General features: G+C 61.9%; 13 protein-coding genes, 1 other RNA gene and 1 pseudogene. 11 read left to right on the top strand and 4 right to left on the bottom strand.

The genetic code is table 11. The features are described 5' to 3' along the window. Nucleotides 1–36 precede the first annotated feature (36 nt). Together B2D37_RS13145 and B2D37_RS13140 are read left to right on the top strand one after the other, a co-directional pair. On the top strand, nucleotides 37–654 hold the full coding sequence (locus tag B2D37_RS13145) for a glutathione S-transferase N-terminal domain-containing protein (RefSeq protein WP_079203109.1): 618 nt from the start codon (nucleotides 37–39) through the stop codon (nucleotides 652–654). Between the two features lie 16 nt (nucleotides 655–670). Further along, entirely contained in the window at nucleotides 671–1,084 is a 414-nt protein-coding gene (locus B2D37_RS13140; protein WP_079203108.1) for a ClpXP protease specificity-enhancing factor, read from the top strand. 48 nt (nucleotides 1,085–1,132) lie between these two features. Here B2D37_RS13140 and B2D37_RS13135 read toward each other — a convergent pair whose 3' ends face one another. The 4 genes from B2D37_RS13135 to B2D37_RS13120 are packed head-to-tail and all read right to left on the bottom strand — an operon-like array spanning nucleotide 1,133 to nucleotide 4,472. Then, complete coding sequence (locus B2D37_RS13135; RefSeq protein ID WP_079203107.1) at nucleotides 1,133–1,666, bottom strand: BON domain-containing protein; 534 nt, start codon at nucleotides 1,664–1,666, stop codon at nucleotides 1,133–1,135. Further along, complete coding sequence (locus tag B2D37_RS13130; RefSeq protein WP_079203106.1) at nucleotides 1,663–2,256, bottom strand: phosphoheptose isomerase; 594 nt, start codon at nucleotides 2,254–2,256, stop codon at nucleotides 1,663–1,665. The genes B2D37_RS13135 and B2D37_RS13130 overlap by 4 nt, the downstream gene beginning before the upstream one ends. Nucleotides 2,257–2,286: 30 nt before the next feature. Further along, complete coding sequence (locus B2D37_RS13125; RefSeq protein ID WP_154067184.1) at nucleotides 2,287–2,658, bottom strand: YraN family protein; 372 nt, start codon at nucleotides 2,656–2,658, stop codon at nucleotides 2,287–2,289. Further along, nucleotides 2,658–4,472: a penicillin-binding protein activator gene (locus B2D37_RS13120; RefSeq protein WP_079203104.1), complete on the bottom strand. Its 1,815-nt coding sequence runs from the start codon at nucleotides 4,470–4,472 to the stop codon at nucleotides 2,658–2,660. Before B2D37_RS13120 ends, B2D37_RS13125 begins: the two co-directional genes overlap by 1 nt. 90 nt (nucleotides 4,473–4,562) lie before the next feature. Here B2D37_RS13120 and rsmI point away from each other — a divergent pair. From rsmI to mraY, 9 genes and pseudogenes are all read left to right on the top strand, one after another. Beyond that, nucleotides 4,563–5,467, top strand: a pseudogene (gene rsmI / locus B2D37_RS13115) (16S rRNA (cytidine(1402)-2'-O)-methyltransferase). Between the two features lie 41 nt (nucleotides 5,468–5,508). Beyond that, nucleotides 5,509–5,867: RNase P RNA component class A (gene rnpB / locus B2D37_RS13110), an RNA gene on the top strand. Nucleotides 5,868–6,176: 309 nt separating this feature from the next. Next, nucleotides 6,177–6,632 carry a division/cell wall cluster transcriptional repressor MraZ gene (gene mraZ / locus B2D37_RS13105; protein WP_079203103.1) on the top strand — a complete coding sequence of 152 codons (456 nt, stop codon included), beginning with the start codon at nucleotides 6,177–6,179 and terminating at the stop codon, nucleotides 6,630–6,632. 2 nt (nucleotides 6,633–6,634) lie between these two features. Beyond that, nucleotides 6,635–7,576 (top strand): 16S rRNA (cytosine(1402)-N(4))-methyltransferase RsmH, encoded by a 942-nt coding sequence (gene rsmH, locus B2D37_RS13100; RefSeq protein WP_177345223.1) that lies wholly within the window; start codon nucleotides 6,635–6,637, stop codon nucleotides 7,574–7,576. Beyond that, nucleotides 7,573–7,866 carry a cell division protein FtsL gene (ftsL, locus tag B2D37_RS13095; protein ID WP_079203101.1) on the top strand — a complete coding sequence of 98 codons (294 nt, stop codon included), beginning with the start codon at nucleotides 7,573–7,575 and terminating at the stop codon, nucleotides 7,864–7,866. Before rsmH ends, ftsL begins: the two co-directional genes overlap by 4 nt. Continuing rightward, nucleotides 7,863–9,596, top strand: coding sequence for a penicillin-binding protein 2 (locus B2D37_RS13090; protein ID WP_079203100.1), 1,734 nt, complete (start codon nucleotides 7,863–7,865; stop codon nucleotides 9,594–9,596). The genes ftsL and B2D37_RS13090 overlap by 4 nt, the downstream gene beginning before the upstream one ends. Next, on the top strand, nucleotides 9,596–11,059 hold the full coding sequence (locus B2D37_RS13085) for a UDP-N-acetylmuramoyl-L-alanyl-D-glutamate--2,6-diaminopimelate ligase (protein ID WP_079203099.1): 1,464 nt from the start codon (nucleotides 9,596–9,598) through the stop codon (nucleotides 11,057–11,059). The genes B2D37_RS13090 and B2D37_RS13085 overlap by 1 nt, the downstream gene beginning before the upstream one ends. Further along, entirely contained in the window at nucleotides 11,052–12,446 is a 1,395-nt protein-coding gene (gene murF, locus B2D37_RS13080) for a UDP-N-acetylmuramoyl-tripeptide--D-alanyl-D-alanine ligase (protein WP_079203098.1), read from the top strand. The genes B2D37_RS13085 and murF overlap by 8 nt, the downstream gene beginning before the upstream one ends. Beyond that, a complete protein-coding gene (gene mraY, locus B2D37_RS13075; protein ID WP_079203097.1) occupies nucleotides 12,447–13,529 on the top strand; it encodes a phospho-N-acetylmuramoyl-pentapeptide-transferase in 1,083 nt (360 codons plus the stop codon). It begins immediately after the preceding gene. The last annotated feature ends 7 nt before the right edge of the window (nucleotides 13,530–13,536 follow it).

Below are 13,536 nucleotides of genomic sequence, written 5' to 3'. Positions count from 1 at the left end.
TGCTTCCAATAACCTATATAAGCGAGGAGGACCGCCATGAGCGTGACCAACCGGTTAGCCTGCTACTCCGACCCCGCCGACCACTATTCCCACCGCGTACGCATCGTGCTCGCCGAGAAGGGTGTCAGCGCCGAGATCATCAGTGTCGAAAAGGGCCGTTACCCGGCAAGGCTGCTGGAGGTCAACCCCTATGCCAGCCTGCCGACCCTGGTCGACCGTGATTTGGCGTTGTACGAGTCGACCGTGGTGATGGAATATCTGGATGAGCGCTATCCACATCCACCGTTGTTGCCGGTTTATCCGGTGGCGCGGGCCAATAGCCGCCTGCTGATTCATCGTATTCAGCGAGATTGGTGTGCTCAGGTCGACCTTATCCTCGATCCGCGCAGCAAGGAGCCGGCTCGCGTGCAGGCCCGCAAAGAACTCCGCGAGAGCCTCACCGGCGTTTCGCCGCTGTTCGCCGACAAGGCGTACTTTCTCAGTGATGAGATGAGCTTGGTGGATTGTTGCCTGCTGCCGCTGCTCTGGCGCCTGCCGGTGCTGGGTATCGAGTTAGGCAAGCCAGCCAAGCCGTTGCTCGACTATATGGACCGCCAGTTTGCCCGCGAGGCCTTTCAGGCCAGTCTTTCCCCCGTTGAGCGCGATATGCGCTGAAGCTGAGGAGGCTTTGATGAATTCCAGTCGTCCTTACCTGGTTCGTGCACTTTACGAGTGGATCGTCGACAACGATTGCACTCCGCATTTGTTGGTCAACGCCGAGTTTTCCGGTGTGCAAGTGCCGCCAGGCTTCGCCAGTGATGGGCAGATAGTGCTTAACGTCTCGCCCAGCGCGGTGCGTCATCTGCATATGGATAACGAGGCGGTGAGCTTCGAGGGGCGCTTCGGTGGGGCGCCGCACAGCCTGTACGTCCCGGCTGCAGCCATACTGGCAATTTATGCGCGGGAGAATGGTCAGGGCATGGTCTTCGATCTGGAGCCGCCGGTGCCGGATGATGAAGAGGGCGATAGCCCGGATGATCAGGGACCGCCGGACGGCGAGCCGCCGCGTCCCAGCGGGCGGCCCAGCCTGAAGGTGGTCAAGTAAACAAAAAAGGCGATCCACTGGATCGCCTTTTTTGTGTTCGTGCAAAGATCAGTCAGTGTATTGGAACAGTTTGACGATCTTCTGCACGCCGGAGGTGCCCTGTACCACGTTGGTCGCCCGATTGGCTTCCTGGCGTGAAACCAGGCCCAGCAGGTAGACGATGCCGTTCTCGGTGATCACCTTGATCCGCGAGCTCGGTACGCTGGCGTCGGTGACCATCTGGGTCTTGATCTTGGTGGTCAGTAGCGTGTCGTTGCTACGCGCGAGCAGCGAGGTCGGCTGCAGTACCTGCAGTTCGTTATGCACCTTGGTGATGCCTTGAACCTTGCGTGTCGCCTGTTCGGCGGTGCTTTTCAGTTCACTGCGTGGCGTCTGACCGGCCAGCAGCACCACGCCGTTGTAACTGGTGACCACGATGTGCGAGGTTGGGTCGGTCAGGTCGGCGTGAGCGCGGGCGATATTGGCGCTGACTTGTGGGGCGATGAACTGGTCATCGATTTTGTTGCCGATGCTGCGGCTGCCGCAGCCGGCAAGAATCAGGCTGCACAGCAGTCCGGCAAGAATCAGTGGCGAACGGGTCATTCTTCACTCCCAAACAGTTGGTGGTCGATCAGGTCGCACAGGCAGTGGATCACCAGTAGATGGACTTCCTGAATGCGTGCGGTGGTCTTCGACGGTACGCGAATTTCCACATCTTCCGGCAGCAGCAGTGAGGCCATGCCGCCGCCATCGCGGCCCGTGAGGGCGACCACGGTCATTTCACGGTCATGGGCGGCCTGTATGGCCTGGATCACGTTGGCCGAGTTGCCGCTGGTGGATATCGCCAGTAGCACGTCGCCCGGCTGGCCGAGTGCGCGGATTTGCTTGGAAAAAATTTCGTTGTAGCTGTAGTCGTTGGCGATCGAGGTGATGGTCGAGCTGTCGGTGGTCAGGGCGATGGCCGGCAGGCTCGGGCGTTCGCGCTCGAAGCGGTTAAGCAGTTCGGAGGAGAAGTGCTGGGCGTCGCCGGCCGATCCGCCGTTGCCGCAGGTGAGAATCTTGCCCTCGCTGAGCAGCGCCTGAACCATGGCCAGGCTGCCTTGCTCGATGAAGGGAACCAGTACTTCCAAAGCCTGTTGCTTGGTTTCAATGCTGGCCAGGAACAGTTGGCGGATGCGGTCTTGCATTTCCATCAGAGATTTAACCTTCAGTGTGGCGCCGGTTCAGGTGTCAAAGGCGTTTTGAATCCAGTTCAGCCCGGGAGTCGAGTTGCCTTCGGCGGTTATGGCAATCACGTCGAACCGACAAGGGTGTTTGGCCCAGCGCGATTCCTGCTGCAAAAAGTGCATGGCTGCTTTCGTGAGCTTGTCGCGCTTGCGGGCGTCGACGCTCTCCACGGCGCCGCCCCAGGTGGAGTGCCGACGATAGCGGACTTCGACGAATACTACTGTATCGATGTCGAGCATGACCAGATCAAGCTCGCCGCGGCGGCAGCTCCAGTTCTGCGCCAGAAGCTTCAGGCCGTGTTGCTGCAGATGCAGGCGGGCCAGCTCTTCGGCAGCCTTGCCGCTGCTTTGCGTGCTGCGGTGGTCGATCAATTGAGGTTGTCTGGCAGGCGCTCGACGCGACCGTCGCGAAACTCGGCCCAGGGCAGTTGGCGTTCAATGCGCTGCGCCGGGTTGAGGCTGAGGCTGCCGGACAGGCCGTCGATCCGGGTATCCGGCAAGGCCTTGAGCTGGCTCAGGCGCGGCGCCAGGAGGTAGGCGTCGGCACCCATGGCGTAGAGGCGGCCGAGACTGCCTCCGGCCTGTGGCCATTGGCTTTCGACTTGCTGGCGTACCGGGTCGTTGACGTTCAGCAGCCAGGGCGTTTCGCAAAAGCGGATGCCGTTCAGGTCGTGATATTGCGCATCGCTGTGGTTGCCGGTAAACAGGTGCGAAGTGGCATACACGGGCACGTCGCCAGCGTATTGGAAGGCCAGGATCGGTTTGATCTGTTGCGCTTGCTGCGGGGTGGCCGCAAGGAAGATGAAGTCGATGTCCTGGCGCCGTGCCGGCTGCGCGGCCACCGCAGTGCCCAGGGTGTTCTTTAGGCGCTTGCTGCGTGCTTCGCTTTCACGCAGTTGGAACAGTTCGGCGATTTGCCGCGCCAGTTCGACGGGCTGGTCAACATGTTCGGCGGCGATCAGGGTGCCGCCCTGGGCTTGCCAGCTCTGCCGGAAGGCATCGAGTACCCGGTCGCCCCAATCACCGCGCGGCACCAGGGCCGCTGCGCTGCGCATGCCGTCAGCCCAGGCGCGACGTGCCGCTTCGCGCGCTTCATCTTCGGCAGCAAGGCCGAACTGGAACAGCTGAGTCGGACCTTCCTGGCCTGGGTCGCTGTAGTTCAGGGCCAGGGTGGTGATCGGTAATTGCTCGCGATCACTGAGTTGTTTGACCAGTGGTTTTTCCAGTGGGCCGATAACCAGTTGCACGCCGGCAGCCTGTGCCTGGCGGTAGAACTCATCCAGTGAGCCCATGCGTGAGCTGTCATAGAACTGGATATTCGGCGGGTTCTGCCCGGCCTGCTGGGCTTGATAGTGGGCGGCGAGAAAGCCGTCGCGCAAGGCGCGCGCTACGGCTGCAAGCGGGCCTTCTTGTGGTAGCAGCAGGGCGATTTCCTGCAAGGGCTGGCTGGACAGTTCTTGCAGTTTGCGCAGTGCTGGCGGTAATTGCAGAGCGGCGGGATGTTGGGGGTGTTGTGCCAGCCAGTCATCGATGGCTGTTTGCTGTTGTTGCACGGTGCCAGGAGTCTTGGCGGCCTGAGCCAGGCCCAGCCAGCCAGCCAGGTCGGCGCCGTCGTTGGATTGCAGTTGCTCGCTTGGCAGGCTGGAGACCAGGCTCCAGATCGTTTCGTGGTTGCGGGTGGCGGTCTCGCCGCTTATCAGCAGTGGGGCGATGTACACGCGTTCGCGCGCGGCGGCGAGGATCTGTCCGTCGGCCTGCAGGGCGTTGGCGCGAGCCAGTTGGGTGCGCACCTGTTGTTCGATCGGCAGTTCTCCCAGGCGCTCCAGGCTGGGATGGCTGAGCGCCTCCAGGGCGGCTTTGGGTTTTTCGCGCGCCAATGCCAGTTCGGCGGCCAGGGTGCTGGCATAGATCTGCTGGGCCGGCTTCAGGCTACTGAGTTGCACCTGTTCGAGGATGTTGTCGGCACGCGCGATATTTTTCTGCTGATAAGCCTGATCGGCGGCAGCCAGGCGCAGCAGGGCGGCTTGTTCGGGCTTGCTTTCGGTGGCCTGTTGCAGCAGTTGCTCGATGCTGGCTTGAGGGGTGCGCGGCAGTTCTCCCAGGTTGGATGAGGGCGGGCTGGCGCAGGCGGTAAGCAAGCCAGCAAGACAGAGAACGAGGAGCGGACGCAGGCAGGCGATCATGTAAGCGGTCCTGATACTTGATCAAATGAACGGTGAATTGTACCCAAGGCCTGGCCCTGGCGCGATGTCGATGGCGTGAAACGGGCTACAATGCGCGCTTTTGCGATTGAAGAGGCTCGAGCTGTGACCAGTCCCGGTGCACTGAATTCCACTCCCGGCACCCTTTATGTGGTCGCCACGCCAATTGGCAACCTGGACGACATCAGTGCGCGGGCGCTCAAGGTGCTCGGCAATGTGGCCTTGATTGCTGCCGAGGACACCCGCCACTCCGTGCGCCTGATGCAGCATTTCGGGATTGCCACGCCGCTGGCCGCCTGTCACGAACACAACGAGCGTGATCAGGGCGGGCGCTTTCTCGCGCGGCTGTTGGCGGGCGAGGACGTGGCATTGATTTCTGACGCCGGTACGCCGTTGATTTCCGACCCCGGCTATCACTTGGTGCGCCAGGCGCGTGCCGCCGGGGTCGCCGTAGTGCCAGTGCCGGGGCCTGTGCGCTGATTGCGGCGCTGTCGGCGGCGGGCTTGCCGTCCGACCGGTTTATTTTCGAGGGGTTTCTGCCGGCCAAGACCGCCGGCCGGCGGACGCGCCTGGAGCAGGTAAGGGAAGAGCCGCGCACGCTGATCTTCTATGAGGCGCCGCACCGCATCCTCGAGTGCCTGGAAGACATGCAGGCGGTGTTCGGCGATGAGCGGCCGGCCTTGCTGGCTCGCGAGATCAGCAAGACCTTCGAGACGCTCAAGGGCCTGCCATTGAGCGAGTTACGCGCCTGGGTGGCGGCTGACAGCAATCAGCAGCGCGGCGAGTGCGTGGTCCTGGTCGCTGGCTGGCAGGCGCCGGAGGGCGAGGCGGCGGTCAGTGCCGAGGCGCTGCGTGTGCTCGAGTTGTTGCTCAAGGAAATGCCCCTCAAGCGAGCGGCGGCGTTGGCGGCGGAAATCACCGGAGTGCGCAAGAATCTGCTCTATCAGGCGGCGCTGGAGCGGCAGAAAGACGCTTGAGCCTTGTTCTATCGGGCGCGTGCCGGTAACCTTGGCGGCGGAGAGTCGATCGGACAGTCGCTGCCGTGTTTCGTTCTGCGAAATGCGGGGGAGGAAAGTCCGGGCTCCATAGGGCGGAGTGCCAGGTAACGCCTGGGAGGCGTGAGCCTACGGAAAGTGCCACAGAAAATAACCGCCTAAGCGCTTCGGCGCCGGTAAGGGTGAAAAGGTGCGGTAAGAGCGCACCGCGCGGCTGGTAACAGTCCGTGGCTAGGCAAACCCCACTCGGAGCAAGACCAAATAGGGTTCCATTGGCGTGGCCCGCGCTGGAACCGGGTAGGTTGCTAAAGGCGTGCAGTGATGTACGTCGTAGAGGAATGACTGTCCTCGACAGAACCCGGCTTACAGATCGACTCTCCACCTTTCCTTTCTATCCGCGACACCTCTACTCCTCGCTTTTCTAAGACCAAAAAAATCTTACTCTTAACAAATCACTTTAAGTTCGAAGTGCAGCTTGCTGTACATGCTCAACTTGCCGCGAAAAACTCCGCGTATTGCTCCGCTCTTACTCCTGTTTAGTTTGCTAAATCGCCGTTCTGTAAGGGTTTTTCCCTCCAGGCGCGTCTTGACGGTGGGGTGTGGGCGTTCCTATAGTGTGCGCAGGTGGTAAGAAGTGGCATGAAGTGGGTTTTTTGGGGCATGGATAGCTAATTTAAGGGGAAGCGCAGCTGTGTTTCGTGGAGCCAACGCCATCAGTCTCGACGCCAAAGGGCGACTCGCGATGCCAAGTCGGTATCGGGACGAGCTCGTGTCGCGTTGTGCGGGCCAGCTTATCGTGACCATCGATGCCATCGACCCCTGCCTCTGTGTCTACCCACTGGCTGAGTGGGAGCAGATCGAGAACAAGCTGCGCGAATTGGCCTCCTTCCGTGAAGAGAACCGCCGTTTGCAGCGTTTGCTGATCGGTAATGCTGTTGACCTCGAGCTGGATGCTAGCGGTCGCTTTCTGGTGCCGCCGCGTCTACGCGAGTACGCCAGGCTGGATAAACGCGCGATGTTGGTCGGCCAACTGAATAAATTTCAACTGTGGGACGAAGATACCTGGAATGCGGTCGCCGATGCCGATTTGGCGGCCATCAAGCAACCGGGTGCTTTGTCCGACGAACTACGTGACTTGATCCTGTGACTATGACCAGCAGCTTTCGCCATATTACTGTGCTACTCGACGAGGCTGTCGGCGGGTTGGCTGTGCGTGCGGATGGCTGTTACCTGGATGGCACCTTCGGTCGTGGCGGGCATAGCCGGTTAATCCTCGAAAGGCTCGGGCTAGACGGGCGCTTGCTGGGGTTTGACAAAGACCCCTTGGCGATTGCCACGGGGAATGAGTTAGCGGCCGAAGACGGCCGCTTTGTCGTTGTGCAGCGCAGTTTTGCGGAACTTGGCGAGGAAGCTGCTGTCCGCGGGCTGGTTGGCAAGGTCAATGGCGTTCTGCTGGACCTGGGCGTTTCATCGCCGCAGCTGGACGACGCCGAGCGCGGTTTCAGCTTCCTCAACGATGGCCCGCTGGACATGCGCATGGATCCCGCACGCGGCGTCAGTGCGGCGCAGTGGATCGCCAGCGCCAGCGAAGAGGAAATTGCCAGGGTCTTTAAGGAGTATGGCGAAGAGCGTTTCGCCAGGCGCATGGCTCGTGCCGTGGTGTTGCGTCGTGCGGAACAGCCCTTTGAGCGCACCGCCGACTTGGCCCAGGTGCTGACGGTGGCCAATCCCGCCTGGGAGAAGGGCAAGAATCCGGCGACCCGCGCGTTCCAGGGGCTGCGCATCTACATCAATAACGAGCTCGGCGATCTGCAGCGTGGCCTCGATGCCGCGCTGGAGACGCTTGAAGTGGGCGGGCGCTTGGTGGTGATCAGCTTTCACTCCCTTGAGGATCGCATCGTCAAGCAGTTCATGCGCAAGCATGCCAAGGGCGAGCGGGACGAGTACCCGCGCGACTTGCCGATCATCCCCAAGGCCTTCGAGCCCCGTTTGAAACTGATCGGCAAGCCGCAGTTCGCTTCCGAAGCCGAGCTGAAGGCCAATCCGCGCTCGCGTAGCGCCGTCATGCGTGTGGCGGAGAAAATGCGATGAGTACGGCCTTCGCCAAGCCATTGCCAAAGGGCAGCCTGCTGATGCTGGTGCTGTTCATTGGCGTGCTCGGCAGCTCGCTGGCGGTTTCTTACAGTGCGCACTGGAATCGGCAGTTGCTCAACGGGCTGTATGCCGAGCTGAGCATCCGCGACAGGGCGCAGGCCGAATGGGGGCGTTTGATTCTCGAACAAAGCACCTGGACCGCGCACAGTCGTATTGAGACTCTGGCCAGCGCACAGCTGAAGATGCGTATTCCCGAAGCCGCCGAAGTGCGCATGGTGGCGCCATGATCAAGCTCGAAGGGGCTCTTTATCCCTGGCGTTTTCGCCTGGTGCTGCTGCTCCTGGCGCTGATGGTCGGTGCGATTGTCTGGCGCATCATCGATTTGCATGTATTCGATCATGATTTTCTCAAGGCCCATGGCGATGCGCGCAGCGTGCGGCATATTCCGATTCCTGCGCATCGTGGTTTGGTCACTGATCGCAATGATGAGCCGTTGGCGGTGAGCACCCCGGTCACCACCCTTTGGGCCAATGGTCGGGAGTTGCAGGCGGCCAAGGCTCAATGGCCGGCCTTGGCGGCGGCGCTGGGGCAGGAGCCCAAGGGGCTGGGCGAGCGCTTGCAGGCCAATGCCGAACGCGAATTCATGTACCTGGTGCGTGGCCTGACGCCTGAGCAAGGGCAGCGGGTGCTCGACCTGAAGGTGCCCGGCGTGTATGCCATCGAAGAGTTTCGGCGTTTTTATCCGGGCGGCGAAGTGACCGCGCACGTGGTCGGTTTTACCGATATCGATGATCGCGGCCGCGAAGGCATGGAGCTGGCTTTCGATGAGTGGCTGGCCGGCGTGCCGGGCAAGCGTCAAGTGCTCAAGGATCGCCGCGGTCGTTTGATCAAGGATGTCCAGGTTACCCAGAATGCCAAGGCAGGTAAGGCGCTGGCGCTGTCGATCGACCTGCGCCTGCAGTATCTGGCGCATCGCGAGTTGCGCAATGCCCTGGTCGAGTTCGGGGCCAAGGCGGGCAGCCTGGTGATGATCGATGTGAAGACCGGCGAAGTGCTGGCGATGGTCAATCAGCCCACCTACAACCCGAATAACCGCCGCAATCTGCAGCCGGCCGCCATGCGTAACCGGGCGATGATCGACGTGTTCGAGCCGGGCTCGACCATGAAGCCATTTTCCATGAGTGCCGCGTTGAAGAGCGGCCGCTGGAAGCCGACCGATACCGTCGATGTGTCTCCGGGTACCTTGCAGATTGGCAGGTACACGATTCGGGATGTTTCACGCAGCACTGGGCCGTTGAATCTGACCGAAGTTCTGATCAAGTCGAGCAACGTCGGCATGAGCAAGATCGCCTTCGATATTGGCGGCGAGTCCATCTACTCGGTAATGCAGGCGGTCGGGTTGGGGCAGGATACCGGTCTGGGCTTTCCGGGCGAGCGGGTCGGCAATTTGCCCAATCACCGCGAATGGCACAAGGCCGAAACCGCCACCCTGTCTTATGGCTACGGCTTGTCGGTGACGGCTGTGCAGTTGGCGCATGCCTACTCGGTACTGGCCAATGATGGTCGCAGCGTCCCCTTGTCGTTGACCCGAGTTGATCGCAAGCCGGACGGTGTGCAGGTGATCCCTGAAAATATCGCCAAGACCATGCAAGGCATGCTGCAGGAAGTGATCGAAGCGCCCGCGGGTGTGTACCGGGCCAAGGTTCCGGGTTACCACGTTGCGGGCAAGAGTGGTACCGCGCGCAAGGTTTCGAAGGACTCAAGAGGTTATCGGGATAATGCCTACCGTTCATTGTTCGCTGGCTTCGGCCCGGTCAGTGATCCGCGGATTGCCGTTGCCATCGTCATCGACGAGCCCAGTAAAGGCGGTTACTACGGTGGTTTGGTGTCCGCGCCGGTATTCGGCAAAGTCATGGCAGGCGCCCTGCGGCTGATGAATGTCGTGCCGGATAACCTGGCGCCGCCGGTCGAATCGCAAGCGACTGCAGTGAACGCAGCCAAGGGAGAGCGCATCTGATGCCCATGCCTCTGAATCAACTGTTGCCCGAAGCCGCCAGTGCGGTGCTGATCCGTGAATTGACCCTGGATAGTCGCAAGGTGCGTCCCGGTGATCTGTTCCTTGCCGTGCCGGGTAGCCAGCAGGACGGCCGCGTGCATATTGCCGACGCGATTGCCCGCGGTGCCGCTGCGGTGGCCTATGAGGCCGAGGGTGCGCCGAGCATGACGGCCGGCAGCGCTGAGCTGGTGGCGATCAAGGGCTTGGCCGGTCAGCTATCGGCTATCGCCGGGCGCTTCTACGGTGAGCCGAGCCGCAGGTTGCATCTGGTTGGCATCACTGGCACCAACGGCAAGACCAGCGTCAGCCAGTTGTTGGCCCAGGCGTTGGATTTGCTGGGTGAGCGCTGCGGCATCGTCGGTACCCTGGGCAACGGTTTTTACCACGCCTTGGCCCTCGGTCGGCATACCACCCCGGATCCGATCGGCGTGCAGGCCACCCTGGCCGACATGAAGCATGCCGGTGCCCGTGCGGTGGCCATGGAAGTCTCCTCCCATGGCTTGCACCAGGGCCGGGTGACGGCGCTGGCGTTCGACGTGGCGGTCTTTACCAATCTGTCGCGCGATCATCTGGACTATCACGGTTCGATGGATGCCTATGGCGAGGCCAAGGCAGCCTTGTTCGCCTGGCCGGGCTTGCGTTGCCGGGTGCTCAATCTGGACGACGAATTCGGTCGTAAACTGGCCCGTGCCGAGCATGACTCGCGCCTGATCAGCTACAGCCTGGAAGACCCAACTGCTTACCTGTACTGCCGCGACGCCCAGTTCGACGAGCAGGGTGTGCGGGTCAAACTGGTCACGCCGCGCGGCGAAGGTAACGTGCGCAGCGCACTGTTGGGGCGTTTCAACCTGAGCAACCTGCTGGCCGTGGTCGGTGCGCTGCTGGGCATGGATTATCCGCTCGACGAAATCCTCAAGGTGCTCCCGCAGTTGCAGGGCCCGGTCGGGCGCATGCAGCGCTTGGGCGGCGCCGAACAGCCACTGGTGGTGGTCGATTACGCGCACACCCCGGATGCCCTGGAAAAGGTTCTCGAAGCCCTGCGGCCGCATGTCAAAGGTCGTTTGCTGTGCCTGTTCGGCTGTGGTGGTGACCGTGATCGCGGCAAGCGTCCGCTGATGGCGGCCGTGGTCGAGCGTCTGGCCGATAGCGTGCTGGTCACCGACGACAACCCGCGTAGCGAGGCTCCCGGGCAGATATTCAGCGATATTCGCGCAGGTTTTGCGATGCCCGACAGCGTGCAGTTCATCCATGGTCGCGCTCAGGCCATTGCCCAGTTGATCGCCGCCGCCGGCCCGGCCGATGTGTTGGTGCTGGCGGGTAAGGGCCACGAGGACTATCAGGAAATCAACGGCGTGCGCCAGCCATTCTCCGATCTGGTCGAAGCTGGCAAAGCCCTGGCGGCATGGGAGGTTGGACATGCTTAAAGCCCTGCGATTGAGCGAAATCAGCGCGGCGCTGAATGCGCAGCTGATCGGTGAAGATTGTGCCTTCGATGCGGTCAGCACCGACAGTCGGGCGATTCAGCCGGGTCAGCTATTCATTGCGCTGACCGGGCCGAACTTCGACGGTCACGCTTACCTGGCCGATGTCGCCGCCAAGGGTGCGGTGGCTGCGCTGGTCGAGCGGGAAGTGGCGGACGCACCGTTGCCACTGTTGCTGGTGGCTGATACGCGCCTGGCGCTTGGCAGGCTCGGCGCTCTGAATCGTCGGGCCTATGGCGGTCCGCTGGTTGCGGTCACCGGTTCCAGCGGCAAGACCACGGTCAAGGAAATGCTGGCCAGCATTCTGCGCACGGCGTTCGGCGCGCAGGGCGGTGCCGTGCTGGCTACCCGTGGCAATCTGAACAACGACCTGGGTGCGCCCCTGACTCTCCTTGAGTTGGCGCCCGAACATGTCGCAGCGGTGATCGAACTGGGCGCCAACCATGTCGGCGAGATCGCCTACACGGTCGGGCTGACCCGGCCCCAGGTGGCCATCATCACCAACGCCGGAACCGCGCATGTCGGCGAGTTCGGCGGTCCGGAAAAAATCGTCGAGGCCAAAGGCGAGATCCTCGAAGGGCTGGGCGAGGGCGGGGTTGCCGTGCTCAATCGTGACGATGCGGCCTTTGCGCTCTGGCAACAGCGGGCAGGCGACAAGCGCGTGCTCAGTTTCGCCTTGCACAATTCGGCGGCCGACTTCCATGTCAGCGACCTGGACCGCGATGCACGTGGCTGCTCGGCGTTCACCCTGCACTGTGCCGATGGCCTGGCGCGTATCCAGCTCAACCTGCTCGGCGAGCACAATGTTGCCAATGCCTTGGCTGCATCTGCGGCGGCGCGGGCCCTGAGCGTGCCGCTGGTCGATATCAAGAATGGCCTGGAAAACCTGCAACCGGTCAAGGGCCGCGCCGTCGCGCAGCTGGCGAGTAATGGCGTGCGGGTAATCGATGACAGCTATAACGCCAACCCCGCGTCGATCTGCGCGGCGGTTGATATACTCGCCGGCTTCTCTGGTCGCACCGTTCTGGTGCTCGGGGACATGGGCGAGCTGGGAGCCTGGGCTGAGCAAGCTCACCGCGATGTGGGCAGCTATGCCGCTGGCAAGGTTGCCGCGCTCTATGCGGTTGGCCCGCTGATGGCTCATGCGGTTGCCGCGTTCGGTGCAGATGGCCGGCATTTTGCCGATCAAGCCGGTCTGATCGAAGCGCTCCGCAGCGAGCATGGCGACACCACCATTCTAATCAAAGGTTCACGCAGCGCCGCGATGGATAAAGTCGTGGCGGCGCTCTGTGGCATATCCAGCGAGAATCACCCAATGGAGCGTCACTAAATGCTGCTGCTGCTGGCGGAGTACCTGCAACAGTTCCACAAGGGCTTCGCGGTCTTTCAGTACCTGACCCTGCGCGGGATTCTCGGTGTGCTGACCGCACTGGCGCTGTCGTTGTGGCTGGGGCCGTGGATGATCCGTACTTTGCAGATCCGTCAGATCGGCCAGTCGGTGCGCAGTGACGGACCGCAGTCGCACCTGTCGAAGAAGGGCACGCCGACCATGGGCGGCGCGCTGATTCTCTCCGCCATCGCGATCAGCACGCTGCTCTGGGCCGACCTGAGCAATCGTTATGTGTGGGTGGTACTGGTGGTGACCCTGCTGTTCGGCGCGATCGGCTGGGTCGATGACTACCGCAAGGTGATCGAGAAGGATTCGCGCGGCCTGCCGAGTCGCTGGAAGTATTTCTGGCAATCGGTATTCGGCCTGGCTGCGGCCTTGTTCCTTTATATGACTGCGCAGAGTCCGGCAGAAACCACCCTGATCCTGCCGCTGCTCAAAGACGTCAGCATTCAGTTGGGCTTTGGCTTCGTGGTGCTGACCTACTTCGTCATCGTCGGCTCGAGCAACGCGGTCAACCTCACCGATGGCCTGGATGGCCTGGCGATCCTGCCCACCGTGATGGTCGGCGGCGCCCTGGGGATCTTCTGCTACCTGTCGGGCAACGTGAAGTTTGCCGAATACCTGTTCATCCCCTACCTGCCGGGCGCGGGCGAGTTGATCGTGTTCTGCGCCGCCCTGGTCGGTGCCGGTCTGGGCTTCCTCTGGTTCAACACTTACCCGGCCCAGGTGTTCATGGGCGATGTCGGCGCGCTGGCGCTGGGTGCAGCCCTGGGCACCATTGCCGTGATCGTCCGCCAGGAAGTGGTGCTGTTCATCATGGGCGGGGTGTTCGTCATGGAAACCCTGTCGGTGATCATCCAGGTCGCTTCGTTCAAATTGACCGGCAAGCGGGTGTTCCGCATGGCGCCGATTCACCACCACTTCGAACTGAAAGGCTGGCCCGAGCCCCGCGTCATCGTACGTTTCTGGATCATCACCGTAATTTTGGTGCTGATCGGCCTTGCCACCTTGAAATTGCGTTGAGGAGACT

Origin of the sequence: Pseudomonas sp. CC6-YY-74 (assembly GCF_002025205.1) — a bacterium.
GTDB lineage: Bacteria > Pseudomonadota > Gammaproteobacteria > Pseudomonadales > Pseudomonadaceae > Aquipseudomonas > Aquipseudomonas paeninsulae.
This window is presented reverse-complemented; position numbering and strand designations above follow the sequence as displayed.

Bases quoted from the DNA above. Each gene is read 5' to 3' on its own strand.
- B2D37_RS13130 (WP_079203106.1), bottom strand. From the start codon at position 2,256: ATGGAAATGCAAGACCGCATCCGCCAACTGTTCCTGGCCAGCATTGAA.
- mraY (WP_079203097.1), top strand. From the start codon at position 12,447: ATGCTGCTGCTGCTGGCGGAGTACCTGCAACAGTTCCACAAGGGCTTC.
- B2D37_RS13090 (WP_079203100.1), top strand. From the start codon at position 7,863: ATGATCAAGCTCGAAGGGGCTCTTTATCCCTGGCGTTTTCGCCTGGTG.
- B2D37_RS13140 (WP_079203108.1), top strand. From the start codon at position 671: ATGAATTCCAGTCGTCCTTACCTGGTTCGTGCACTTTACGAGTGGATC.
- B2D37_RS13120 (WP_079203104.1), bottom strand. From the start codon at position 4,472: ATGATCGCCTGCCTGCGTCCGCTCCTCGTTCTCTGTCTTGCTGGCTTG.
- B2D37_RS13135 (WP_079203107.1), bottom strand. From the start codon at position 1,666: ATGACCCGTTCGCCACTGATTCTTGCCGGACTGCTGTGCAGCCTGATT.
- B2D37_RS13085 (WP_079203099.1), top strand. From the start codon at position 9,596: ATGCCCATGCCTCTGAATCAACTGTTGCCCGAAGCCGCCAGTGCGGTG.
- murF (WP_079203098.1), top strand. From the start codon at position 11,052: ATGCTTAAAGCCCTGCGATTGAGCGAAATCAGCGCGGCGCTGAATGCG.
- rsmH (WP_177345223.1), top strand. From the start codon at position 6,635: ATGACCAGCAGCTTTCGCCATATTACTGTGCTACTCGACGAGGCTGTC.
- B2D37_RS13145 (WP_079203109.1), top strand. From the start codon at position 37: ATGAGCGTGACCAACCGGTTAGCCTGCTACTCCGACCCCGCCGACCAC.
- ftsL (WP_079203101.1), top strand. From the start codon at position 7,573: ATGAGTACGGCCTTCGCCAAGCCATTGCCAAAGGGCAGCCTGCTGATG.